Annotated in this window: 20 protein-coding genes; 2 read left to right on the top strand and 18 right to left on the bottom strand. The window is 59.2% G+C overall.

Annotation, left to right across the window (positions count from 1 at the left end):
- Positions 1 to 253 precede the first annotated feature (253 nt).
- From AACY36_RS01695 to AACY36_RS01675, 5 genes are all read right to left on the bottom strand, one after another.
- Positions 254 to 712 carry a hypothetical protein gene (locus AACY36_RS01695; protein ID WP_339417637.1) on the bottom strand — a complete coding sequence of 153 codons (459 nt, stop codon included), beginning with the start codon at positions 710 to 712 and terminating at the stop codon, positions 254 to 256.
- Positions 702 to 1,628 (bottom strand): NAD synthetase, encoded by a 927-nt coding sequence (locus AACY36_RS01690; protein WP_339417638.1) that lies wholly within the window; start codon positions 1,626 to 1,628, stop codon positions 702 to 704. The genes AACY36_RS01695 and AACY36_RS01690 overlap by 11 nt, the downstream gene beginning before the upstream one ends.
- 105 nt (positions 1,629 to 1,733) lie before the next feature.
- The gene (locus tag AACY36_RS01685) at positions 1,734 to 2,135 is read right to left on the bottom strand and encodes a DUF4440 domain-containing protein (RefSeq protein ID WP_339417640.1); all 402 of its coding nucleotides are present in this window, start codon (positions 2,133 to 2,135) and stop codon (positions 1,734 to 1,736) included.
- The gene (locus AACY36_RS01680; protein ID WP_339496702.1) at positions 2,135 to 2,947 is read right to left on the bottom strand and encodes an SDR family oxidoreductase; all 813 of its coding nucleotides are present in this window, start codon (positions 2,945 to 2,947) and stop codon (positions 2,135 to 2,137) included. The genes AACY36_RS01685 and AACY36_RS01680 overlap by 1 nt, the downstream gene beginning before the upstream one ends.
- Before the next feature lie 14 nt (positions 2,948 to 2,961).
- Entirely contained in the window at positions 2,962 to 3,426 is a 465-nt protein-coding gene (locus AACY36_RS01675) for a multidrug transporter (protein WP_339417643.1), read from the bottom strand.
- A 357-nt stretch (positions 3,427 to 3,783) separates the two neighbouring features.
- On the opposite strand from AACY36_RS01675, the gene AACY36_RS01670 reads away from it, so the two are divergent.
- Both AACY36_RS01670 and AACY36_RS01665 read left to right on the top strand, forming a co-directional pair.
- Positions 3,784 to 4,020, top strand: coding sequence for a hypothetical protein (locus AACY36_RS01670; RefSeq protein ID WP_339427140.1), 237 nt, complete (start codon positions 3,784 to 3,786; stop codon positions 4,018 to 4,020).
- A 177-nt stretch (positions 4,021 to 4,197) separates the two neighbouring features.
- Positions 4,198 to 4,644 carry a hypothetical protein gene (locus tag AACY36_RS01665; protein ID WP_339496700.1) on the top strand — a complete coding sequence of 149 codons (447 nt, stop codon included), beginning with the start codon at positions 4,198 to 4,200 and terminating at the stop codon, positions 4,642 to 4,644.
- A 122-nt stretch (positions 4,645 to 4,766) separates the two neighbouring features.
- Here the strand turns inward: AACY36_RS01665 and AACY36_RS01660 are convergent, their stop codons facing one another.
- From AACY36_RS01660 to yaaA, 13 genes are all read right to left on the bottom strand, one after another.
- On the bottom strand, positions 4,767 to 6,218 hold the full coding sequence (locus AACY36_RS01660; RefSeq protein WP_339417649.1) for a mannose-1-phosphate guanylyltransferase/mannose-6-phosphate isomerase: 1,452 nt from the start codon (positions 6,216 to 6,218) through the stop codon (positions 4,767 to 4,769).
- A 140-nt stretch (positions 6,219 to 6,358) separates the two neighbouring features.
- Positions 6,359 to 7,012, bottom strand: coding sequence for an alginate O-acetyltransferase AlgF (locus tag AACY36_RS01655; protein ID WP_339417650.1), 654 nt, complete (start codon positions 7,010 to 7,012; stop codon positions 6,359 to 6,361).
- Between the two features lie 16 nt (positions 7,013 to 7,028).
- The gene (locus tag AACY36_RS01650) at positions 7,029 to 8,213 is read right to left on the bottom strand and encodes an alginate O-acetyltransferase (protein WP_339436096.1); all 1,185 of its coding nucleotides are present in this window, start codon (positions 8,211 to 8,213) and stop codon (positions 7,029 to 7,031) included.
- A gap of 11 nt (positions 8,214 to 8,224) precedes the next feature.
- Entirely contained in the window at positions 8,225 to 9,757 is a 1,533-nt protein-coding gene (locus tag AACY36_RS01645) for an MBOAT family O-acyltransferase (RefSeq protein WP_012722328.1), read from the bottom strand.
- A 214-nt stretch (positions 9,758 to 9,971) separates the two neighbouring features.
- Positions 9,972 to 11,081, bottom strand: coding sequence for a mannuronate-specific alginate lyase (locus AACY36_RS01640; RefSeq protein WP_339417655.1), 1,110 nt, complete (start codon positions 11,079 to 11,081; stop codon positions 9,972 to 9,974).
- Positions 11,082 to 11,105: 24 nt separating this feature from the next.
- The gene (locus AACY36_RS01635) at positions 11,106 to 12,551 is read right to left on the bottom strand and encodes an alginate O-acetyltransferase (RefSeq protein ID WP_339427208.1); all 1,446 of its coding nucleotides are present in this window, start codon (positions 12,549 to 12,551) and stop codon (positions 11,106 to 11,108) included.
- Positions 12,552 to 12,562: 11 nt separating this feature from the next.
- The gene (algG, locus tag AACY36_RS01630; protein WP_339417657.1) at positions 12,563 to 14,137 is read right to left on the bottom strand and encodes a mannuronan 5-epimerase AlgG; all 1,575 of its coding nucleotides are present in this window, start codon (positions 14,135 to 14,137) and stop codon (positions 12,563 to 12,565) included.
- On the bottom strand, positions 14,137 to 15,624 hold the full coding sequence (locus tag AACY36_RS01625) for an alginate export family protein (RefSeq protein ID WP_339417658.1): 1,488 nt from the start codon (positions 15,622 to 15,624) through the stop codon (positions 14,137 to 14,139). Before AACY36_RS01625 ends, algG begins: the two co-directional genes overlap by 1 nt.
- Positions 15,621 to 17,144, bottom strand: coding sequence for an alginate biosynthesis TPR repeat lipoprotein AlgK (gene algK, locus AACY36_RS01620; RefSeq protein ID WP_339417659.1), 1,524 nt, complete (start codon positions 17,142 to 17,144; stop codon positions 15,621 to 15,623). The genes AACY36_RS01625 and algK overlap by 4 nt, the downstream gene beginning before the upstream one ends.
- Before the next feature lie 8 nt (positions 17,145 to 17,152).
- Positions 17,153 to 18,319, bottom strand: coding sequence for an alginate biosynthesis protein Alg44 (locus tag AACY36_RS01615; protein ID WP_339417660.1), 1,167 nt, complete (start codon positions 18,317 to 18,319; stop codon positions 17,153 to 17,155).
- Between the two features lie 37 nt (positions 18,320 to 18,356).
- The gene (gene alg8, locus AACY36_RS01610) at positions 18,357 to 19,838 is read right to left on the bottom strand and encodes a mannuronan synthase (RefSeq protein ID WP_314569913.1); all 1,482 of its coding nucleotides are present in this window, start codon (positions 19,836 to 19,838) and stop codon (positions 18,357 to 18,359) included.
- Between the two features lie 83 nt (positions 19,839 to 19,921).
- Entirely contained in the window at positions 19,922 to 21,238 is a 1,317-nt protein-coding gene (locus tag AACY36_RS01605; protein ID WP_339417661.1) for a nucleotide sugar dehydrogenase, read from the bottom strand.
- An 852-nt stretch (positions 21,239 to 22,090) separates the two neighbouring features.
- Entirely contained in the window at positions 22,091 to 22,870 is a 780-nt protein-coding gene (yaaA, locus tag AACY36_RS01600; RefSeq protein WP_339417662.1) for a peroxide stress protein YaaA, read from the bottom strand.
- Between the last annotated feature and the right edge of the window lie 87 nt (positions 22,871 to 22,957).

Raw genomic sequence — 22,957 nt, 5'->3', positions numbered from 1 at the left:
GCAAGTCCAGCTGACTGGTCAGTCGCTGGCGGGTCGTGGTGTGCGCATCCGGCGACCGCTTCGCAGGAAATCGCTGGGCATCCTTTCACCTGTGAGTAAACAGAGGTGAAAGAGCCTGGGGATTGGTTAGTTGTAATGCTGTCAGGCATTTCGCTGTTTTTTGTAGGACCCGGCCTGGCAGAGGGGGTGTTGCTGGCAGCGGGGATTACTTGCACGGTGATTGTCGGTGCAGTGCAAAAATGAAGAGGTGGGTCTAGGTAAATAGTGCTTTAAACCTGATTTTTCGTCGGCGCTTTACCCTGAGCATGCTGGTATAGCGGCGGTGGTTCTTTGAGTGGAGGACCAAGATGTAAAGCAGGGATGTGAACAAAGGGAATAAGTTGAACAGCGTCGCCGGGTGATTGGCCAGGTAGCTAATCGCGAGCCAGGTATTAACGATGGCGACGGGTGTGAGTATTCGGAATGCGTGACGCAAGCCTTCAAATAGCATTATCTGGCCTGCTAAAAAAATCAGACAAAGTGCCATACCTGTCCCGAAAGAAAACTCAATCGGTAAATGATTGGCCTTTGCGTAATAAGACAAGCTAAGCGCCATGTTGATCGCTATGTTGTTCAGGCTCAGCAGCAGAGCACTGCCCCATGAGGGTAAGAACCGATAGGCGTAACGGCGCCAAATTCGATATTCACGGGAGGGGTCGACGCTATAAGTCATGGTCGGAAAACTCCTCATAGAGACCAATGACTATGTGATTGATATTTCCGCAATAGGTGCTGCCTCCAACGCTCAATGTCGCTCCAACCTGGTCTTTTATTTGAGTGAGAATGCCTAAACGCAATTGGGGGTTGCTGTAGCGTTTGGGTAGCTGCCCCGCCAGCTGCTTCAGGCGAAGCATTTCGCGGGGATGGCGAGGGTTCTGCAGTCGCAGCACTTCGGTCGTTAACTTTGCACGTTCCTGGCGACTCATGCGTCTCAAGATGTCTGTCGAATTACGCCCAGTCGCACGCTTGATGGCCATTACTGTTTTGACGGTAGCGAAGGTGGTGGTACCTGCCCCGACCAATGAAATGCCATCCAGGGCGACGGTCATTGCCTGATACCAGCTTAGGCTGTCGTAATAGTCGTTTGTGGCGGGATTGGTCAATTCGTTGGCGACTCTCCATGAACCATTGACACACTGGAGGGCACTGGCAGTCGCAGCGCTGTAAGCGACGTAGCTTAATGCAAGGCTGGTACCCGCGCTGAAAGGCGCTGCTGCGATTCCTGATTTCGCAATGATGTAGCCAATTACGGCCCCTCCACAGGAGGTAGCCATCCCCGATGCCTCTCGCCATAGCTGCGATTCACGCGGCGAGCTTGCCGTCAGCTCCGCATAGTCATCGGCAGTCATTATCGGCCCAGCCACCTCCCGCAAAATCACCCGTTTGGGCTTGACGCCACATAACGGTAAAAACTCACGCAGCACCGTCACACGATAATCACTGCCGATATGCACCACCCCGGCCCCGACGATAGCCGGGTCGGCATCGAGTGTTCGATAGAGCTTAGGCAAGTCCAGCTGACTGGTCAGTCGCTGGCGGGTCGTGGTGTGCGCATCCGGCACACCGCTTCGCAAGAAATCGCTGGGCATCCTTTCACCTGTGAGTAAACAGAGGTGAAAGAGCCTGGGGATTGGTTAGTTGTAATGCTGTCAGGCATTTCGCTGTTTCTTGTAGGACCCGGCCTGGCAGTTACCTCATTGCGCTATAAAAGTCTCATGCAAATGCCGCCACAACAGCGCGCCGCTGGCTTGCTTCTCGAACACCACCGTGGCGCGGCGATCGGTCTGGGTGCCGCTGTCGTCGATCTGATGTTCACGATAAGTCACCGTGGCGCCACGTGCATGCCGGTCAATCCCGGTCATCTCGCTCAACGTGATCTTCAACCCTGGACGCATGCCGCCCAAACGAGTGAATAGCGCATTGACCCCGGCCGTATTGACCCGGGTACCGGTCGCCGGTGCAACCATGCTGAACGCCGGCGAGAAACGCGCGAGCAAACTCTGCAAAGTGCCCTCCGGCGCAACGCCGGCAAACCATTGCTCGATCTCGACATGGGTCTGGATCACTTCATCAAAAAAGTCGCTGTAGTCGATCATTACAAACTCCGCTCCAATCCAAAGCGCTTTTTCAAGACGCTCTCTAACAAACCTTTGGGCAGCAGTGCCGCCATCAACGGCAGCGCTCGGCTGCCATTGCCCGAACGCAACAGGCGTGGAGGCTGAGGTTGCTGCACGGCCTTGAGCACCTCGGCCGCGAACTCGCTGGCCGGCGTCGGCTTGTCCTGGGAGGCCTGGCTGCGCGCACGGATGTTGTCGCGCAACGGCCACCACGGCGACTGTTCATTGATCAACAGTTCGGCCTGGGCCCCGGCATTTTTTGCGAAGTGGGTGTTGATTGCGCCAGGCTGGACCTCCATCACGCGCACACCAAACGGTGCCAACTCCATACGCAGCGCATCGCTCAATGCATGCACGGCCGCTTTCGACGCGCAGTAGGCGCCTGCGAAAGGCGTCACTAGTACCCCGGAAACGCTGCCGATATTCACCACCAGGCCCTTACTGCGCCGTAGGGTTGGGAACAACGCCTGGGTCACGCCGACGATGGAGAACACGTTGGTCTCGAATTGGCGCTGCATTGCCTCGGTGCCGCCGTCCAGCAGCGGTCCCATGGCGCCATAGCCAGCGTTGTTGATCAGAACATCCAGCTCTCCCAATTGCTCGGTCAGGTGCATCAAGGCGACCCGATCGTTGACGTCCAGTTCGACGGCATTGAAGCCAGCGGCGGCGAGAGCGGTGACATCTTCCGGGCGGCGGGCGCTGGCCCACACGTTGTAGCCAGCCGCTTTGAAAGCATCTGCCAGAGCACGGCCGATGCCGCTTGAACATCCGGTGATGAGTACGTTGGGCATGGGTCAGTCCTTTGTCAGTCCGAGAAACTGCCTTGCACGTGCTCGGCACGAAATTGCAGGGTTTGCGGGCGGTAGCCGGCGCGCAGAGGCGGTGTGGGCAGGCAATCGTCCCAGGTGGCGCCGGCCTGCAACTCACCAGGGCCGCGATAGCGCGGGGCGGCGTAGACATTGTCGGCGAGGTTGACCGTGTCGCCCGGCGCATAGGCGGCGACGCGCCAACGCAGCTCGGTGAGGGGCACGTCGTTGCCGTTGTTCAGGGTCAGTTTGAGCGGCCGGTCGGCCGGGCATTCTTCGGCGGCATAGGTGATTCGCAGTTCCAGCCGGGCTAATTGAGAGGCTTCGCGGTTGTCCAGCCATACCACCCACACGGCGACCAGGCCCAGGCCAATGGCGGCTGCCAGCGACACTGGCAAGGCCTTGGCCGGGTAGCGCAGCAGCAGGATCAACCAGGTGATGATCAGTAGGACGCCGAAGAACATGATGACAACCTCATAAGCAGATAAAACATCCTACCTGCGGGGTGGCCTCGGTGCCTATCGCGGGAGGCGGTTTTCGTTTACAGGGAACCTGATAACTCATTTTCTCCACAGAGCCAGCATAGGGAAATACCGACTACCCAGGAGGGTTATCAACCGCAGTCTGATTAAGTGAGAAAAACTATGATTGCAGCAGCCCTTCTTGCGCCGGCCGTCACCTCCGCCCTGGCGTCGGCGGTGACCTCTCTCATCACGGCTCAGCGAGCACCAGCGGCGAATACGGCTGGAGCGTCCAGGCAAACGAACGAAGAGCCGGGTTCACGCCCGTCTGGTCGTATGCAGAATCAGAAGCTTACAAACTTGGGGCAAACCTTGCTGCAAGCGCCTTCAGCAGATCTGCGCAACAGCGGTATGAACGCCCGGCACGCCAAGGGGTTTGGTATTGGCATGGGCGGCATGGCAACCCAGGAGGCTGGGCAAAAACTGGCCACCAGCGGTGGGGCGTTGTCCAAGGTCCTCGGCGCCGCGATGATCGTGGGGGGCAAGGTTGCCCAGGAGTATGGTGCCGACACATTCGATCACGCCAATCGTAGGTAACGGCAATCAAAACCCAGGATTGCGTCTGTTCAGCAGCCGCAAAGCACGACCTGGGTGTGTAGGCATTTCCTTTGATACGGGAACCGGTTTCGAGCTTTTTCCCACAGAGTTTGAGCACGGAGTTGCGCGTTTAGCCATGAAGGAACTCTACCGTAGACTTACGAAGTGAGATGTTCTATGACCGTATCAAATACCCTTGCCCCTGTACCGACGCCTTTTGTCTCGCTGGCATCCACGCCAGCGCCTGCGGTGCTGGAAACACCCAATCAAGTGCTCAAGCAAGAGGTCAGCTCGAACGGGTTACCGCGTATGCAAAACCTGGGGCTTACGAATCTGCGCCACACACTCATGCAAGGCATCAGCAATCGCGTCAATTCGCCGTTTTCAACGGCGCTTCACGTTAAGGATGATTCGAATAAGGGCAAGGCCGCCGGGGCCGCCATAACGGTGGCAGGTGCGGCGATGCAGGGGGCTGGCGCGAGAATTGCGACCAGTGGTGGCGCAGGTGCGAAAGTGTTCGGAGGGGCTATGGTCTGGGGCGGCAGGACTATGGAGGAATATGGCAAGAACAAATATGACATGGCGGGCGCCAGCACTAACAATACGGGCAATTACAATGCCTAGTCCCCAAGTAACTGGGGCGGTCGCGCATAGTCTTGAACGGCCGGTGAACTAAAAAGCCCCCGCCCAACCGGCTGCGGATAGGGGACGCAGGCGGCTGGACGGGGGCTTCTTGTACGACTGTTTTACTGCGCGATAGTTTTCACCGACACGCCACGCTCAACTGGCGTCGAGCGGCCGTAGATATCTTCAAACCGCTCGATATCGTCTTCGCCCAAATAGCTGCCCGATTGCACTTCGATGATCTCCAACGGGATCTTGCCTGGGTTGCGCAGGCGATGCACCGAGGCGATGGGGATGTAGGTGGACTGGTTTTCGGTGAGCAGGAACACGTTCTCGTCACAGGTGACTTCGGCCGTGCCGCTGACCACGATCCAGTGTTCGGCGCGGTGGTGGTGCATTTGCAGCGACAGGCACGCGCCCGGCTTGACCGAAATGTGTTTGACCTGGAAGCGGCCGCCCATGTCCACCGAGTCGTAGGAGCCCCACGGGCGATAGACTTCACAGTGGTTCTGGGTTTCAGTGCGGCCCTGGTCGTTCAGGGTGTTGACCATCTGCTTGACGCCCTGGACCTTGTCCTTGTGGGCAATCATCATCGCGTCCTTGGTTTCAACGACCACGATGTTGTCCAAACCAATCACCGACACCAGTTTGCCGTTGCCGTGGATCATGCAGTTGCGGCTGTCCTGGATCACCACGTCGCCTTTGCTGACGTTGCCGTGGATGTCTTTGTCGTTGACAGCCCACAGCGACGCCCAGCAACCCACGTCGCTCCAGCCGGCGCTCAGCGGCACCACGCAGGCGCGCTGGGTTTTTTCCATCACGGCGTAGTCGATGGAGTTGTCCGGGCAGCAGGCGAAGGTGGCTTCGTCTAAGGACACGGTGTCGGCATCTTGCTCGCTGCGTTCCAGGGTCAGCACGCAGGTGTCGTAGATGTCCGGATCGTGCTTTTTCAGCTCTTCGAGGAAGCGGCTGGCGCGGAACAGGAACATGCCGCTGTTCCAGAAGTAACCGCCGCTTTTGACGAACTCGACTGCACGTTTTTCATCGGGTTTTTCCACGAACTGTTGCACGCGGCTCACGCCTTCGGGCAGCAGCGAATCGGCGGTGGACTTGATGTAGCCATAACCGGTTTCCGGACGTGTCGCCGGCACGCCGAACAACACCATCTCACCACGCTCGGCGGCTACGGTGGCCAGGGCCAGCGCACGTTGCAGGGCTTTCTGGTCGTCGATCACGTGGTCGGCCGGCAGCACCAGCATCAGCTCGTCGCGGCCTTCGTTGACCAGCATCATCGCGGTGAGAGCCACGGCCGGCGCAGTGTTGCGACCGAACGGTTCCATCAGGATGCGCTGGCATTCCAGCTTACGGGTCGCCAGTTGTTCGTTGACGATAAAGCGGTGGTCCTTGTTGCAGACCACGATCGGGGCGTCCATGCCTTCAAACACCAGGCGTTCCAGGGTTTGCTGGAACAGCGTGTGTTCGCCGGTCAGGGCCAGGAATTGTTTAGGGAACTGTTTACGGGAAAGCGGCCAAAGACGTGAGCCGCTACCACCGGAAAGGATTACTGGGATCATGTGTTTCTCCTTGAATCAATTTGGGTCAGAGCTACGAAGGTTTGTCGTTTCACTCTTGTTTTTGTCTCGGTCCGACCAGACTCCTCGCTCCCTGTGGGAGCCAGCTCCCACAGGGGAACGGAGTCTGGTCGAAAAATTGATCAGCGGGTCGACACTGGGCGTTTCACCCAGACTGGCGACAGGCTCGAACCGGAACCCGTAACGTACAGCACGGCGGCTTCACCGCGCTCCAGCGCAACTGGCTTCAGGTCGCTGACTTTCTTGTCGCCGTCATACAAGGCCAGGCTCACTTTCACCGGGTTGATTTCGCGCTCGCCGCGGCCTTTGGCAGCCACGGTCTTGACCACGTCGGTCTTGCCGTCAGCGGTTTTCAGGGCCAGGGCCTTGTCGCTGAGGTTCTGCACGCGCACCAGGGACTTCTGCTTATTCTTGAACGGTGGTTCTTCGATCAGCTGTGGCTGGCCGCTGCCGTTGTTGACCAGGGTGTAGTAGTGGTCGGCGGCGAGTTTGACCGGTACGGTCTGGCTGCCCACCTTGGCGCTGTAGTCACCGCCCGGCATGAAGCTGAAATCGCTGCTCGCCAGCGGCGCGACGTCGCTCAGGTTGGTGCTGCCAACGGTGGCGCTGACTTCTTGATTGGAGGCGTTGTAGACGCGCACGAAGCTTGAACCTTTCGGTGCGACGGGGCCGTACAAGGCGGCATCACCGGCGAAGGCCGACATCGAAGCGATGCTCATGCCAGCGGCGAGGGCCAAGGTTTTGGCGAGACGACGAGGAGTTGTAGTGAAAGTCATGTGAGTTACCTCTCTTTCAGTTGTGCGCCCGGTCGGGCGTCTCGGATTTTTGATGTTTAACTGGGGTGTTCTGTGCCATGTCTTGTCGGCGCGTACCGGCTTGTTTAAGTTGCGCAACCCACTTGGGGTCGGCATCGCCGATTTCGTTGTTCACGGGCAGATAACGTTCAGGAAACTCCCAGATCAGCACCTGTGGCGGGCTGTTCTTGAAGTCATCGCTTTTGAGGTAGCTGAGCATCGGCAGGATCGGGCCATGGCCGTCTTCGGCGTAGCTGACTACGTCGCTGCCCAGGGCTTGCTTGAGGGCGCCGACGAAGTTCCAGTTGGGGTTGGCGCTGTAGCTGGTGCCCACCAGTGCCACCGGGGTTTCGCTGTCGCTGAACAGCGCGTCGTCACCTTTGGTTTCGGCCAGGTGCGTGACGCGTTTTTCCAGCGGCTCTTTAGGTGGCATCAGGTTTTCGAACAGCGGGTCCAGGGGCAGGAACAGGCGCAGGTCGCCTTTGTGCGGCTCGGTTTTCTCGGCTTCGGTGACAAAGCGTTGAGGCTCGCCGCTCAGCGGGGTCTTTTCGGTAATCGTCTTGGCCAACTGCTTGGCGGCAATTTCAGCACCGTCCGGCGTCCAGTGAGTGTCGGTGCGCAGGAACACTTGCTTGCCAGCGAGCTTGGCCTGTTGCAGTGGGCCAAGCAGGTCGGGGGCGATGATCTTGTCGGCGGCGACACGGGCGTGGAAGTCCTGGTACAGGTTGGCGTGGATGCTGGCCGGTTTCACTTCACCCAGGTGTTCCGGGTACAGGCGCACCTTGGCCGGCACGATCGCCATCACCAGTTGAATGCCCTGCGCCTTAAGCTTCTGGCGTACGCCTTCGACCAGCGCGTAGTTGCCTTCAAGGTTCTGGTCTTCGTTGACGATGGGGTTGAACTCCTCGTCGCTGTACAACCAGTGATCGCGACCCAGTACCACGCCAGGGCGACCTTCATTGAACAGCTTATAGTCCAGCGCTGCCCACAGGTTGGTGCCCAGGCGTTTGATCGGGAACTCTTCGTCGTAGTGCGTCTCGACAGCCTTGGTCCAACGGCCGTTGAGCACCGTCGCGTCGGCATTGGTGCTGAATCCGAAGAAACTGCGCAGCGACCAGGCACCCAGGGTCAGCAGCAGCACCAGGAACAGGCCGATATAGAGGACGCGTAATGAACGGGTCATGGTCGGCTCCCTCAGAATTGGAAGTAAAGGAACGGCGAGAAACTCTGCGCCGACAATTTGAGAATCGACGCCACGAACAACAGCAGCACCGCAGCGCGCATGGCGTAGCGTGGCCAGTCAGCGGTCCAGTAGGCCGGTTGCACGGCGGCATCTTGGCCCACGGTGAAACCGGGCTCGTGGATGCTGCCAGGGTTGTCGCCCGGTACGGCCTTGATCAGGCTCGGGTCGGCTGGCTTGGTCTTCTCGGCAGGGCGATTGGTGTAGAAGTCGCGCAGGCCAAAAAACGCCAGGGTTGCATAGGCCACCACCAGCGTTGCCACTTGCAGGCCGGTGAGGTTGGCGCGGTTGAGTTCCGACAGCGACCACTCGCCAAAGCTGAACATCGCACCGTACATGCGGCCGGCGACGTGCAGGTTTTCGGCGCGGAAGATCACCCAGCCCATTACCACCAGCAGGAAGGTAAAGGCCCACCGCACGGGGTTGAAGCTGCGCGGCGAGGTGTTGAGGCCGATGGCTTTTTCAATCGCCAGCCACATGCCGTGCCAGGCGCCCCACACGATGTAGGTGATGTTCGCACCGTGCCACAGGCCACCGAGCAACATGGTCAGGAACAGGTTGCGGTAGGTGGTCAGCGTGCCTTTACGGTTGCCGCCCAGGGTGATGTACAGGTAGTCACGCAGCCAGGTGGAGAGGCTGATGTGCCAGCGACGCCAGAACTCGGTGATCGACTGGCTGATGTACGGCTGCTTGAAATTTTCCATGAAGCGGAAACCCATCATCAAGCCCAAACCAATCGCCATGTCGCTGTAGCCGGAGAAGTCGAAGTACAGTTGTGCGGTGTAGGCCAGCGCGCCGAGCCAGGCATCACCCGTTGTCGGGTTTTGCAGGGCGAAGCAATGGTCGGCCACCACCGCCAGGGTGTCGGCGATGAAGACCTTCTTGATGAAACCCTGCATGAACCGCGTGCAGCCCTCGGAGAACTTGTCGAGGGTGTGGGTGCGGTTGTTGAACTGGTCGGCCAGGTCGCGAAAGCGCAACACAGGGCCGGCAATCAAGTGCGGGAAGATTGCCACGAACGCTGCAAAGTCGATGAGGTTGCGCGTGGCCGGGGTGTCGCCGCGATACACGTCGATGATGTAGCTGATGGACTCGAAGATGTAGAACGAGATACCGATCGGCAACAACACGTGGGTCAGGATAAACGGCTCCAGGCCCGCCGACTTCATCATCACATTGATGCTGTCGACGCCGAAGTTGGCGTACTTGAAGTAGCCGAGGATGCACAGGTCGACCACCACGCCCAGCAGCAGCCAGCGCTGGGCCGGCTTGGTGCGCACGCCTGCCGCACCGACCTTGAGGCCGATCCAGTAGTTCCACAGCGTCACCGCGGCGAACAGCGCCAGGAAGTCCACTCGCCACCAGGCGTAGAACACGTAGCTGGCCAGTAGCAGCAGCAGGTTGCGATAGCGTTGCCCGCTCAAGTAATACAAACCGAGAAAGATCGGCAAGAACAGAAACAGGAACACATTGGACGAGAAAACCATCCCGATCTCTCCATGTTTAACAGACAGTCAAGGGCCAGAGCCCCCCCAAACCCCCCCACGAAATTCGGGGGAGGGCGGTACAACAATTTCACTGTCGAAACCGGCTCAGTGTGGGAGCTGGCTTGCCTGCGATAGCGGTGTGTCAGACGACATCAATGTTGCATGTCATATAGCTATCGCGGGCAAGCCCGCTCCCACAGGGGACCGAGTCCGGTCAGGAACCTTTGTCGCCTTTCTCATGCGCCGGGTCGTACACCTTGGTCAGGTCGCCCCCGAGGCGGAACGTCTTGAACGGCTGCATCCCGTGTTTGCGCTCGATCACATCCGGCGCACAGGTGTAGAGGGTGCAGAACGGCTCAAGCCATGCGTATTTCATGTCTTCCCTGAGGTCCTTCATGTCTTGCTCTTTGCCATTTTTCTGCTCGAAGATTTCCGGGTCTTTCACCCCAGCCAGCACTTTGTCGCCCAGGCGCTTGAGCGCGCTGTTGTTTTCCTGGCGCAGATCAACACCGTTGACCAGGGCAAAACTGGCGATCATTGACAGCGGCGGCAGGGCGTAGTTGTGGTACGACAAGGCGCGTTGCTGGCGTTTCAATTCGTTCGGCAAGAAGCCTTGGTCATCGACCTGGTTGACGCCGACCTTGTATTCCTTGACCGCCCAATCAAACAGGTCGCGGCGGTTGGTGGCGACGGACGTTGCCATCACCGACCAGGCGGCCCAGTAGGAGTGGTTGTTGGTTTTTTCCAGGGGCAGGTTGTCCCAGTCGCTGACTACCTGATCGGCCAGTTTGTTGAACCAGGCTTCGATCAGTTGCGATTCCTGCTGGTGGTTAGCCAGCGGGTGCGAGTCGGAGAACTTCAGGCGCACATAGGCCGAGGCCATGCTGCCCAGCGCCCACTTGCGCATGGATTTGCCGGTGTGGTTGAAGTCCTTGGACATCAATGCATCGGCCTTGGCCCACGATACCAGCCAGTTCAGGGTGCATTCGAGTTGCTCGGGGCGACCGTCGCGCATGAACTGCATCACGCGTTTGCTGGTGTCTTTTTCCAGCTTGGTGATGTCGGCAGTGCTGTCGCGGAAGGCTTTTTCGGATTGCACATTCAGCGTGGAACGCGCCTTGTCGGAGCCTTCGTACTTGCTGCGAAACTGCAACGGCCCGGTGTACGGCGTCGGCATGGTGTCGCAGTTTTTCTTGAAATCGCCGGTCTTGAACGCTTCAATCGGTGCGAAATAGCCTTGTGGTGGACGCAGCGGTGCCGCGGCGTTGACGGAGCCTGCGAACATCGCCAGGCCCAGTAACGTAGGGATCAATAACTTCTGCATAGGTAACCTCATTGCACGCTTATTTCAATGCGTTGATGCGGTTTTTTGACCGCCGCTTGGGAATACGTTGCGTGTGCAAATTTTCGCTTCGACTTTCTGCGCGGCAGCGCCTGCTTCGGGGCCCTGCACTTCCACGGCCAGCAAGTTCTGAGAGGCCCAGTCTTCATCGGTGCGCAGTTCAAAGGCGAAACGCCCGTCTGTATCGGATGTTTCGGGTTTCTCGATCTTGATGTCCTCGTGGCGACCGTTCATGTACCAGAGGGTGGCTTGCAAGGTTTTCACCGACGGGTCGGCAAAGCGGATATCAACCTGATGGTTGGCGTTGCGCAGGTCTTTGTTCGAACTGTTCACCAGCAATTCGTTCTTGCCGGGTTTCAAGGTGGTGCTCGCGGCCATCTGCGCGGTCTTGCCTTCGCAGCCGTTATCGAGCAGGGACATCATCTGGCGATAGATGGTCTCCTGGTCGAGGCGATACAGCGGCGAGAACTCCCAGATCAGAATCTTTGGCGGCGACTTCTGGAATTCGTCGCTGCCCAGGTACTGGAGCATCGAGCCTTCAAGACCACCACCGGGGAAGGCGACGTTGAGGATATCAGCGCCGATTTCCTGTTGCAGGAAGCCGGCGAAGTTGTAGTTCTTGCCGCTGTGACTGGTGCCCACCAGGGTGATCTGCGGGTTGCTCGAATCGCCGAACAGGTCGCCGTCACCGGCTTCGCCCTTCGGCTCGGTGGTGAACTGGTCCATGTACTGGATCGCGTAGCTGGTGCCGCACAGTTGCCCGGCCATGTTATGCAGGGTGCCGGTCTTGCCCATGCGCCCGGAGCGCTTGGTTTCGAATTCGCGCTTGGGAATATCGGCGAATTCAGGCATGGCACGCACTTTGGCGCCGACGATTTTCGCGGTGCGCTGGGCGCCGTACGGGGTCCAGTGCTGGTCGCCACGGAAGTAGAAATCGTGGGCCGGCAGCTCATCCGGCAGTTGCTCGTTGGTCAACGGCGACAGGTCCGGCACTACGTAGCCCATCTTGGCGAAACGGCCAAGCATGGTCTTGTAGTTGGTCAATGCCTTGTCGAAATCGAACTTGGCTTTTTCCTCGGGGTTGAGCTTGTTGCGGTTCACCAGGCCACGGGTCGGCTGGTAGACCACCACCAGTTCCACACCCTTGGACTTGAACGCGTCATGCAGTTGTTGCATGCGCTTGTAGCCAGACGGGGTAGTGTCGAACTCGGTACGCAGGTCTTCCTGAGTACGGAACAGCCAGTCGCCCTGGGCTTGTACCAGGGTGGTGAAGTTCTGCTGATAACGTGTGGTGTAGTTGCGCGCGTCATGGGCGGCCGGGCACAGGCTGCAGCACGGCTCGGCGGTGAAGGTCGGCGCCTTGATTTCGTCGGCGCGCACGCCCTGGCTGGCCGCGAGCAGGCCGAGGGTCAGACCCGAGAGGCTCAGCAGTTTGATCATGTGTGGGTGCATAAGGGTCATCCTCAGTCCTGCATTTCGGTCTGGCGTTCGACAGGGTCGATCAGCACGGCTTTCTGCTGGCGAACCAGCAGGTCGAGAATCTCTTCCTGGCGATCGCCAAGCACGCCGGAGAAGCTGATGCCGCTGGATTTGGTCGGCGCCAGCATCGACACGCGGTACAGCTCGATGCTCAACGGCGAGTCGATGGACAGCGGCCCGCTGCCGTTACCCGCCAGTTCACCGCCGACCACGATCAGCGAGACCTTGGCGTCGAACGGGTCGAGGGCGATGTCGCGGTCGGTGTCGGTCAAATCCTTGATGTGGCCGTAGACGCCGGTCAGGCCGTTGGCCATGGCAGTGTTTTCGTACAGCTTGATGTTCACGCTGTTACGCACGCGGATACCGTGGCGACGGTTGGCAATCACTTTGTTGCCCCACAACAGGTTGTCGCCGCTCTCATAGAGGGTGATGCCGTCGGTGTGGTTACGGTAGATCTCGTTGTCGGCGATCAGGTTGTTCACGCTGTTACGGTCGATCACCAAGCCTGAAAGTTTGTTGTCGTAGCTGCGGTTGTTGAAGATGAAGCTGTCGTTCACTTCACGGGAAATGATGATGCCGTGCTTCTTCTTGGTGCCGTAGACGGTGTTGTCCGCGATGATCAGGCCATGGGAACGGTCGTGGGGGTCAATGCCGTAGACGATGTTGTCTTTGTAGGTATTGCCCTTGATCACGAAGCCCGTGGTCTCGTAGCAGTAGAAGCCGTACCACATGTCCGAGAACTCGGAATCAATGATCCAACCGGTCGGCTCAGGACGCTTGAGCACCTTGGCCATGTTCGGCGTGTACTGGGAAATACTCACCCCGTACGACTTACTGTTGGCGTAGCCGAAGCTGGCCATCTTGGTATTGGAGATGTACGTCTCGGTGCCGCCCCAAGCCAGCAGGAACGGGCGAAATTCCTTGGCCGACTTGAACAGCGCCGGGCCGTTTGCTTTTTCGCTCCAGCCGGTGACTTTAGTGTCACTCACAAACAGCTGGCCATCGTTGATCAGGAACGAACCGGCTTCCTGGGACAAACGCAATTCCTGGGTTTTCTTGTCGATTTCCAGGATGCCTTTGCGCCCGACCACGATCGGCAACTTGGCCAGGAACACGCCCGGCGAAGTTTCGCTCAGGTACTGCTTGGGCACCTTGCCCAGCAGGTCCTTGAGGTTCATGTAGCCGTCATCGACAAAGATCGCCTGGGGAATGCCGTGCTGGCGCACCACCCATTCGGCCATCTTGTTGTCACCGCCAATGAAGTCCTTGAGGGCGTCTTCCTGCATCATGCGACGGATGCTGATCTTGCCCGCTTTGCCCCGCACGATCTTCTTTTGCATCGCAGCAGCGGTGTAGCCCGACAGGTCCGGCAGGGCCGGCTTGGCCATTTCCAGCGGCGCGGTCGGCGGGCTGGAAATAGTGTAGGTCTTGGCCTGTTGCAGTTCTTTGGCGATGGTCGGCGCCTTGACCTGCTGCGCGGTATCGGCGAAAGCTGTGGCGCTGGCCATCAGTATCGCGGTCACCAGCAAGCGTTTAGGAATCATTGCGCAGGCTCCCATCAGAACTTCCAAATCACGTCGACAAAGGCGCGATGCATGTACGAGTCAACCTGGCTGCCATAGGCGTCACCCGGCTTGAACACACCGGCACGCAAACGCACCAGCGCAGACGGCTCATCAATCGACTGGCTGAGCGCGGCCGGCAGCAAGCCGGTCTTGAAGTACTTGGTAACGACCAGATCCATCTCTTGGCCCAGGTCTTTCTTGCCGTCTTCAAGCGGCAGGGAAGTGCTGGACAGGATCGCGCCGGTCACATCGTCGGTGTTGTTCTGTACGGCATCGATGCCGTTGCTGCCCACCGGCTTGTTGCCGTCGACACGCCAGAATTTGTGGTACACCAAACTGGCGTCGTAGTCTTCGCGCAACTGCCAGGAACCGAAGAGACTCATGGACTGCATGTTGTTCATTTCGCCACGGAAGGCTTCGCCGAAGCGGTGCACGCGGGACTGGGTGCCGGTCCAGTTCGAACGGTTGCTTTGCAGACCGTTCTGTTCGTATTCGGCGCTGGCGCGGGCGTAGGCCGCACCCACTTGCCACTGCGGGTCGAGGCGCAGGCGAATACCCAAGTCGGTGGCCCAACCATTCACGTCGTCGCTGCGCTTGGCCTGGTCGGGACGGGTGCCGTCGGCCTTCAACGCGTTGACCGTGTCACGGTCGCCCTGCATGCCGGTGATGCTCGCCCAATAGTTGACGGTGTTGGTGTTGCGCCAGTTGTACGCGTCGCTGTTGGCTTCGATGCCGAGCCAGGTCAGGTCGCCGTTCTCGCGCTTGTCCAGCGAGTCGGTCGGTTGGCCCGGTTCCGGGTAATCGAGCTTACCGTTGTCATGGGTGTGGTGGCCGCGCAGGCCGATCCATTGGCCCGGCGTCCACTGGTAGGACGCGTCGGCGTACAAGTGCTGACGGTCCTTGTCCTTCGGCGACAGTTCCTTGAGGTCGGTGCGGTATTCGCTGAAGCGTTCGGCAACGCCGACATTGGCCTTGAGCAGGGTGGTGTCGAAGGTCCAGTTCAGCGCTTCGATGTTGGTGTCACGCCATTGGCCGTCGTCATTGCGCAGGCGTTGACGACCCAGCTTGAGGATCTCGCCGGGGTAAGGCGTGAAGCCGCTGTAGCCGACCCAGAACTCGCGCATGGCCAGGTAGTTTTTCTTGGCCTTACGGTCGTTGTTGGTGGTTTGCTGGTTCTGGTCATCGGCCGACTGTTGCAGCGTATCAGTCTCGATGATGTCGCTGGACACCACCGCCTGGCCCATGGCGTAGGCGCTCCACGCACCGCTTTCGCCGTAGATCCAAGGACGCAGGTCGAGGCCGACGCCGTTGACGTCGCCGCCTTTCTGGGTGCCGAGATCGCGGTCATCTTCGGACTGCGCGGTGGCTTTGACTTCCAGGCCGAAGTTCTTGGCTTCGGTCAGCGCGGCCAGGGTCGGGCACGACCACAGCAGGGCGAAGGTCAGGCCGATGCCGGCTTTGACGAATGGGTTGAGCTTCATAGGGATTCCTCGCCGTCTTCTTCTTGCAGGGCGTGCAGTTGCAGCGTGCTCTGGGCCAGGGTGCCGCGTGCGGCCAGTTCCTGTTGCACCAGGCGTTGGCCTTGAGCGCGTTGCTCAGGCGTCAGCGGCGCTTCCAGCTGCGTGGCCAAGTCATTGGCCTCTGGCGTGCCCTGGGCTTTAGCCAATTGGCTGAAGACATAGGCATTCAGTGGGTCGGGCTTGGTGCCCTTGCCTTGAGAAAACAATTGGGCGATGGCGTAGTCGGCACTCTTCTGGCCGTTGCGCGCTGCCGTCAGCAAGTGGTCCAGCGCTTTTTGCGAGTAGACCTTGCCCAGGTAGCCACGGCGGTAGATCTGGCCGAGGTAGTAATCGGCAGCCACTTCGCGGCCTAAGGCGTTCTGAAAGTGTGCTTCGGCCGCCTTGGCGTCTGCCGGCACCCACTTGCCTTCGTAGTAGAGCTTGCCCAGCAACAGCTCGGCGCGCGGCTGATCGGCGGCGCGGCCGTTGTCCAGGTACTTCATCATCTGGTCGACGTCGCCGAGTTCCGGGAAGTCGTAGAGCAGTTGCGCCAGGCTGACCCAGGAAGCCGGGTAGCCAGGCGCGATTTTTTCCAGCAGCGCCTGGGCAGTTTTCTCGTCGGTCTTGCCCAGCGAAGCATCACCCAATACGCGAGCAACACTGTCGACGCGTTGTGCGGTGACGGTGCCATGGCTGTAGCCCGCTTCCATTTGTTTGAGCAGCTCGGCCTGTTTTTCGGGCTCGGCTTTTTTCTGGTAAACCGTGGCCAGCTCGACGTAGCAGATGTCTGTGGTGTTGAGCGCGGCTTTACAAATGCGCTCCACATCATCCAGATGCTGGTCGTAGGTGTCCTGGGTGCGATACAGCAGCACCTGGGCCAAGCCGGCTTCCGGATAACCCGCTGCTTGCCACTTGCTGATCTGCTGCTGGGCGTTCACGTTCGCAAAGCTGTGCGGGTATTGCAGGTACAGCATCGCCAGCGGAATTAACGTGTTGCCTTCGCCATTGGCGAAGGCTTTTTTCAGCAGGCCTTCGGCTTCATGGTGCTCGGCTTCGGTGGAGCCGGGCTTGGCCACCAGCAGGCGACCGAGACGAGCCTGGGCACGGGACGAGGTGCCCGCCGCTGCACGGTAAGTGGCTTCAGCCTGTTTGATTTGCGCCGGATCGCGGGTGCCTACCTGGATATCGGCCAGGCCCACTTGGGCCTCGCTGTAACCCAGGTCTGCCAGTTGCTGGTAATTCTGCTGCGCGGTGACGGTGTCGCCACGCTTGAGCGCTTCATTGGCCAGGCGTTGGTCGGGCAGGCCGGCGCAACCGGCGAGGCTGACGGCCAGAGCCAGAGCGCAATACACGGCGGCCGAATGAGATCTGCTCTGTGTGGGAGCTGGCTTGCCTGCGATGCGGGCACCTCGGTGTTGCAGGTGTACCGAGTCGATGCCATCGCGGGCAAGCCTGGCTCCCACAGGGGGCTGTGCTGTTCTTGAAATTGGGTTCACAGGCATGTCCTCGCTTACAGACCGTGAGCCATGGCTTTATCGATCAGCCAGTTCAGCGATGGGCCACGGTCGCTGGTCACTTCGACCGGGCGGCCGGCGTAAGTGCTGTCCAGCGGCGCGTCAGGCTTGATCTGCACGCGGATGTCCGAGGACAGGTCGGCACTGTTCAGGCTGGTGCTGCTGACGATGGTGCCCGTGCGCAGTTGTTCTTCGTCGGCCACCTGGAAGCTCACCGGTGTACCTGGGCGAACGTCACCAAACTGGCGATAGGTGAAGCGCGCTTCAACGTTGGCTTGGGCGCCGCGCGGTACCAGTTGGAAGATCACATCGCCTTTGCTGGCGTACTGACCGTCGGCGACCATTTGCTGGGCAACGATGCAGTCGCATGGCGAAGTCAGGGTGCCGGTCATTTGCTTGCCGAACAGCTCCTCAACCTTGGCCGGTTGCAGTTGGTCTTCATCCAGATGGCCCTTGAGCACATCCAGCATGCTGGTGCTGAAGGTGGCCAGTGGTGCGCCTTTAACCGCGATCGCATCACCCTTGAGCAGGCTTTGCACGGTGCCGTCGCGTGGCATGGTTACGTTCATGCCAGGCACGCTGACAATGCCGGCCTGGGCGTGGCTGACGAAGTACATGCCGTAGACCGACTTGAACACAAAGCCGAACGCGGCCAGACCCACCAGGAAGATTGCCAGGCTGAAAGTCACGGCGCGCAAGCGACCGAAGGCGCTCATGTTGCTGCCACTGTCCTTGACCTTGCGCGCCTTGGTGAAGTTGTCACGCTGCAGGGTCGCGAGCACGTCGCCCATGGTCACGATGTCACCGGACAAGTGCGAGGTGATCAGGTGGCGCAGGGTGGAAATATCCTGGGCATCGAGGTTCTGGAACTGGCAACCGGTGCGGCCGGTCTGGCGGTCGTAGGAGCGAATCTGCAGCTCCACGTCCATGGCCAGGCCGAGGTTGTCGATGACGAATTGCAGGCGCCCCTTGTGCACTTCACCGATGGTCAGCGGCTGCGTCGCTGTGAACGAGAGGCCGCCGGCGGACAGGTCGTGCACGCGTGCTTCGGTCGGCGTGCGGTCGGTGTTGAAAAAGCGCAGCTTGGCCGGGATTTTGACACGGGCGTGCTGGCGCTGGGCTTCGGATTCGTGGACTACGTTGGCGTTTACTGGACTGTTCATCAGGGCATTTCCTAGAGTTAATTCAGGCTTGGCAGGGTCAGACCATCATCAGCAACACGGCAACGAATATGCTGCCGGCGGAGAAGGTCATGGTCCGAGACGACCAGGTGTTGAACCAACGTTGAAAGCTGGCCAAATCGCGGGTCAGTTTGGTGTCCTGGCGGGTCCAGGACTGTTGATCAAGGCGGAAGAACACGTAGATCTTCACCAGTGCGCCCATGATCTGGTTGTAATAGAGAATCACCGGGTAGGCCGGGCCGATCTTGTGGCCGGAGCACGACAGCAGCAGGGTCAGGATCAGGCGGGTGATGCCGATCCACAGCAGGTACGCAAGGATGAACGCGCCGCCGTATTTGAAGGTGGCGATGATCGCCACGGTCAGGCCGAGCAGGGACGTCCACATCGACACGCGCTGGTCGAACAGCACCACGCTGGTGAACAAGCCCAGCCGACGAACACCCAGGCCCAGGGCACGGGAGTTCTGGCGCAGGTTGTTGCCGTACCAGCGGAACATCAGCTTGCGGCTGGCCTTGATGAAGCTTTTTTCCGGCGGGTGTTCCACGGTATTGATCGCGGCGTCCGGCACGTAGAACGTGTCGTAACCCAGGCGCATCAGGCTGAACCAGCTGGACTTGTCGTCGCCGGTCAGGAACTTGAAGCGGCCCAGGCGCCAGTGTTGCAGCGAGTCGCTTTCCACATCGGCGATAAAGCCCGGGTCGGTCACTACGCTGGCACGGAACACCGACATACGACCGGTCATGGTCAGTACGCGCTTGGACAGGGCCATGGAACACATGTTGATGTGGCGTTGGGCGAAGCGCAGTTTGTGCCACTCGCTCATGATGTAGCCGCCGCGCACTTCGCAGAACTCGTTGGTGGTCAGGCCGCCGACATTGCCGAACAGCTGGAACCACGGCACGGTCTTGCGCACGACGCCTTCGGCGAGCACGGTGTCGCCATCGATCACCGCAACCACTGCACGGTCATCCGGCAGGTGGCGGGAGATGGCGCGGAAACCAAAGGCCAGGCCGTCGCGTTTGCCGGTACCGGCGATCCGCACGAAGTCGAGCTTGACGTGCTCCGGTGGGTTCATGCGTTCCCACAAACTCTTCACCAGCAACTCGTCGGACATTTCCACCAGTGAGCAGACCACGGTCGTAGGGAAGCCGCATTCGATGGCTTCGCGAATCACCGAGCTGTAGACCTGGGCAGTGGTCAGCGCATCGATACGGAAGCTGGTGACCATCAGGAACACATGGGAGGGGTCGGCGGCCTTGCCCAGCTTGCGCACTTTACGGCGCAGGTGCGGGTAGACCACGTACAGGAACAGCATGCCGCGAAAGAAATGCGTAGCACCCATCGAGTAGCGCCAGATACCAACGGCGCCAATCAGGAAAATAAAATTCTTCGACTCAGAGTCGAACGTACTCGCCGGCAGCAGCAGGGCGAGTCCCAGCAGCAGGCTCAGGAAGAACAGCCAGCCGGCGGATTGGAGCAGTACGTGTTTTAACTTGGACATGAGCGTCATCCGAAGGTGAAGAAGGCTCCAGGCTGCAAGCGCTGGGGATTGGTACGCTTGCAGCCCGGAACTTGCCGTTGCTGTTACCAGCAAATGCCTTCGGTACGGCCGGTTACGCTGGTGGCTTTGGACATGAAGCCCACCAGGTCAACCACTTGCTTGCCGTGCGGGGCGTTCTGCGCCAGGGCACGGAACTTCTCATCGCGGTTGCCCAGGATGATCACGTCGGAGTTGTTGATCACGTCGTCGAAGTCCGAGTTGAGCAGGGACGACACGTGCGGGATCTTGCCTTCGATGTAGTCTTTGTTCGCGCCGTGGACACGGGCGTACTCGACGTTGCTGTCGTAGATGCTCAGGTCATAGCCCTTGCCGATCAGCATTTCGGCCAGCTCTACCAGCGGGCTCTCGCGCAGGTCATCGGTGCCGGCCTTGAAGCTCAGGCCCAGCAGCGCGACTTTGCGTTTGTCGTGGCTGGAAACGATGTCGAAGGCGTTCTGCACCTGAGACTCGTTGCTGCGCATCAGCGAGTTGAGCAGCGGCGCTTCCACGTCAAGGGTGCTGGCGCGGTAGGTGAGGGCGCGCACGTCTTTTGGCAGGCACGAACCGCCGAAGGCGAAGCCTGGGCGCATGTAGTACTGGGACAGGTTGAGGGTCTTGTCCTGGCACACCACTTCCATCACTTCGCGACCGTCGACGCCAACAGCCTTGGCAATGTTGCCGATCTCGTTGGCGAAGGTCACTTTGGCGGCGTGCCACACGTTGCAGGTGTACTTGATCATCTCGGCAACGGCGATGTCCTTGCGGATGATCGGCGCGTCGAGTTCTTCGTACAGCGACTGCAGGACATCGCCGGAGGCTTTGTCGAATTCGCCGATCACGGTCATCGGTGGCAGGTCGTAGTCAGCGATGGCGGTGGATTCACGCAGGAATTCCGGGTTAACCGCAACGCCGAAGTCCACACCGGCTTTTTTGCCAGAGCAGTCTTCGAGGATCGGGATCACCACGTTGGCTACGGTGCCTGGCAAGACGGTGCTACGCACGACCACAGTGTGGCGGGTGGCTTTGTCACGTAGGACCAGGCCGATCTCGCGGCATACCGCTTCGATGTAGTCGAGTTCCAGGTCGCCGTTCTTCTTGCTCGGCGTGCCGACGCAAATCATCGACAGGTCGGTATCGCGGATGGCTTCGGCGAAGTTGGTCGTGCCGCGCAGCCGGCCGGTTTCAATACCCTGGCTCAACAGTTCGCCCAGGCCTGGCTCAACAATCGGCGATTTGCCAGCGTTGATCAGGTCGATCTTATCCTTGGAGATATCTACGCCGACCACTTCGTGGCCACGTGCAGACAGGCAACCGGCACAGACTGCGCCAACGTAACCCAAACCAAATATGCTGATGCGCATCGCATTTACCTCATGTGTCATTGAAGACGGTGTTAATCATGCCAATAATTGGCCGGAGTTCATGTTTGCAAGCGTCACTGATGCCGCGAAAGTTGGGCGAATAGACGCCGACTTATCGCGTACAGGCATGTTAAATAGTGAGTGACTAACTATTGCACTCAAGTTGTGCGCAACGTGGCCTTATTGTTGGGGCCCGCCCTGAAATGCAGCCAGCCTTCCTGGGAGAAGGGCGTGGCGCCAGTGCCACAAGATTTTGATATGGGCTTTTTTAGCCTTAAATATCAATGTCTTGGATTGTGTCACTGACCCATTAGGGTAAGCACAGCCTTGGCCTCATAGTTCGTGGCAAATCATCCTTGTCGCCGCTCCTAACTAAGCATCTATAGAGTGACCACTCAGTCAAAGTTTAATGTGACAACTTCGATACTCTCCATTGGTCGCCATGTAAGTCATCTCCTACAGAAACAGAGAATTTCGTTACCGGTGGTATGAGCCGTGCGTATTGACGAAGTTCCGGGCCGCTCATCCTGTTTCCCGAAATTTCTTGAAATATTAGGCAAGATGGCACTGGTGCTATATTGATAGCACTTGCTATTTGGGGCAGTAGTTGTGGGGAGTTGGCGCGCAGAGATAGTTTTGTGCCATCACGTTATTAAAAAAGTGGTGCCACTACGAAAAAAAATGACGGATGTCGAGTGAAAGAATTGTTAGACATACTTCAAGATGTTTTTTGACGCCAAAAGTATGACGATCCGGCGTTGAAGCGCGGACAGAAATGTGGGAACTGCGGCGCGACAATTCGACTTGTCGCACCGCAGCTCCCACATTTGAACATCTGTGCCCGTGAAGGCCTTATTGCGGTGCGTGATCGCGCAAAAATACCAGGTTATCCGGCTTCGACTGCTCTGCATTGAAGCGATACCCCTGCACATCAAACGCTTTGAGCTTTTCCGGGTCGTTGATGCGTTCTTCGATCACAAAGCGGCTCATCATGCCCCGTGCCTTCTTGGCGTAGAAGCTGATGATCTTGTACTGGCCGTTCTTCAGGTCCTTGAACTCGGTGTTGATGATCCGCGCGTTCAGGGCCGTGCGCTTGACCGCCGAGAAGTACTCGTTCGAGGCCAGGTTGAGCAGCACGTCATCACCTTGTTCGGCCAGCGCTTGATTGAGCCATTCGCTGATGCGCGTGCCCCAGAAGGCGTACAGGTCCTTGCCACGGGCGTTGGGCAGTTTGGTGCCCATTTCCAGGCGGTACGGCATCATCAGGTCCAGCGGGCGCAACAGGCCATAGAGGCCCGAGAGCATGCGCAGATGGTCCTGGGCGTAGGTGAAATCGGCATCGCTGAAGGTGTCGGCATTCAGGCCGGTGTAGACATCACCCTTGAACGCCAGCAGTGCCTGTTTGGCGTTGGCGTGGGTGAACGCTGGGGTCCAGCTGCCGAAGCGGGCGGCGTTGAGGCCACCGATCTTGTCGGATACGTGCATCAATTCGCTGATTTGCGCCGGGCTGAGGGTGCGCAATTGCTCGATCAGTGCCTGGGAGTGGTCCAGGTACTGCGGCTGGGTGAAGCGCTGGGTCACGGGCGCGGTCTCGAAATCGAGGGTCTTGGCGGGGGAAATCACCATCAGCATGAAGTTGGCTCCTGGAATCGTGGGAGGGATTCTAGGGGCTTGAGCGTTTTGACTCCACCTATGATGGCGATAGGCGCGATCCGCTAT

It is taken from the genome of Pseudomonas sp. EA_15y_Pfl1_P101, assembly GCF_963970835.1.
GTDB classification, from domain to species: Bacteria; Pseudomonadota; Gammaproteobacteria; order Pseudomonadales; family Pseudomonadaceae; genus Aquipseudomonas; species Aquipseudomonas tritici.
This window is presented reverse-complemented; position numbering and strand designations above follow the sequence as displayed.

Coding starts and splice junctions, on each gene's coding strand:
- AACY36_RS01645 (WP_012722328.1), bottom strand. CDS start 9,757: ATGGTTTTCTCGTCCAATGTGTTCCTGTTTCTGTTCTTGCCGATCTTT.
- AACY36_RS01675 (WP_339417643.1), bottom strand. CDS start 3,426: ATGTTCTTCGGCGTCCTACTGATCATCACCTGGTTGATCCTGCTGCTG.
- alg8 (WP_314569913.1), bottom strand. CDS start 19,838: ATGTCCAAGTTAAAACACGTACTGCTCCAATCCGCCGGCTGGCTGTTC.
- AACY36_RS01625 (WP_339417658.1), bottom strand. CDS start 15,624: ATGAAGCTCAACCCATTCGTCAAAGCCGGCATCGGCCTGACCTTCGCC.
- AACY36_RS01660 (WP_339417649.1), bottom strand. CDS start 6,218: ATGATCCCAGTAATCCTTTCCGGTGGTAGCGGCTCACGTCTTTGGCCG.
- AACY36_RS01665 (WP_339496700.1), top strand. CDS start 4,198: ATGACCGTATCAAATACCCTTGCCCCTGTACCGACGCCTTTTGTCTCG.
- AACY36_RS01635 (WP_339427208.1), bottom strand. CDS start 12,551: ATGCACCCACACATGATCAAACTGCTGAGCCTCTCGGGTCTGACCCTC.
- AACY36_RS01615 (WP_339417660.1), bottom strand. CDS start 18,319: ATGAACAGTCCAGTAAACGCCAACGTAGTCCACGAATCCGAAGCCCAG.
- AACY36_RS01605 (WP_339417661.1), bottom strand. CDS start 21,238: ATGCGCATCAGCATATTTGGTTTGGGTTACGTTGGCGCAGTCTGTGCC.
- AACY36_RS01695 (WP_339417637.1), bottom strand. CDS start 712: ATGACTTATAGCGTCGACCCCTCCCGTGAATATCGAATTTGGCGCCGT.
- AACY36_RS01650 (WP_339436096.1), bottom strand. CDS start 8,213: ATGACCCGTTCATTACGCGTCCTCTATATCGGCCTGTTCCTGGTGCTG.
- AACY36_RS01690 (WP_339417638.1), bottom strand. CDS start 1,628: ATGCCCAGCGATTTCTTGCGAAGCGGTGTGCCGGATGCGCACACCACG.
- AACY36_RS01680 (WP_339496702.1), bottom strand. CDS start 2,947: ATGCCCAACGTACTCATCACCGGATGTTCAAGCGGCATCGGCCGTGCT.
- AACY36_RS01655 (WP_339417650.1), bottom strand. CDS start 7,012: ATGACTTTCACTACAACTCCTCGTCGTCTCGCCAAAACCTTGGCCCTC.
- AACY36_RS01685 (WP_339417640.1), bottom strand. CDS start 2,135: ATGATCGACTACAGCGACTTTTTTGATGAAGTGATCCAGACCCATGTC.
- algG (WP_339417657.1), bottom strand. CDS start 14,137: ATGGGAGCCTGCGCAATGATTCCTAAACGCTTGCTGGTGACCGCGATA.
- AACY36_RS01640 (WP_339417655.1), bottom strand. CDS start 11,081: ATGCAGAAGTTATTGATCCCTACGTTACTGGGCCTGGCGATGTTCGCA.
- yaaA (WP_339417662.1), bottom strand. CDS start 22,870: ATGCTGATGGTGATTTCCCCCGCCAAGACCCTCGATTTCGAGACCGCG.
- algK (WP_339417659.1), bottom strand. CDS start 17,144: ATGCCTGTGAACCCAATTTCAAGAACAGCACAGCCCCCTGTGGGAGCC.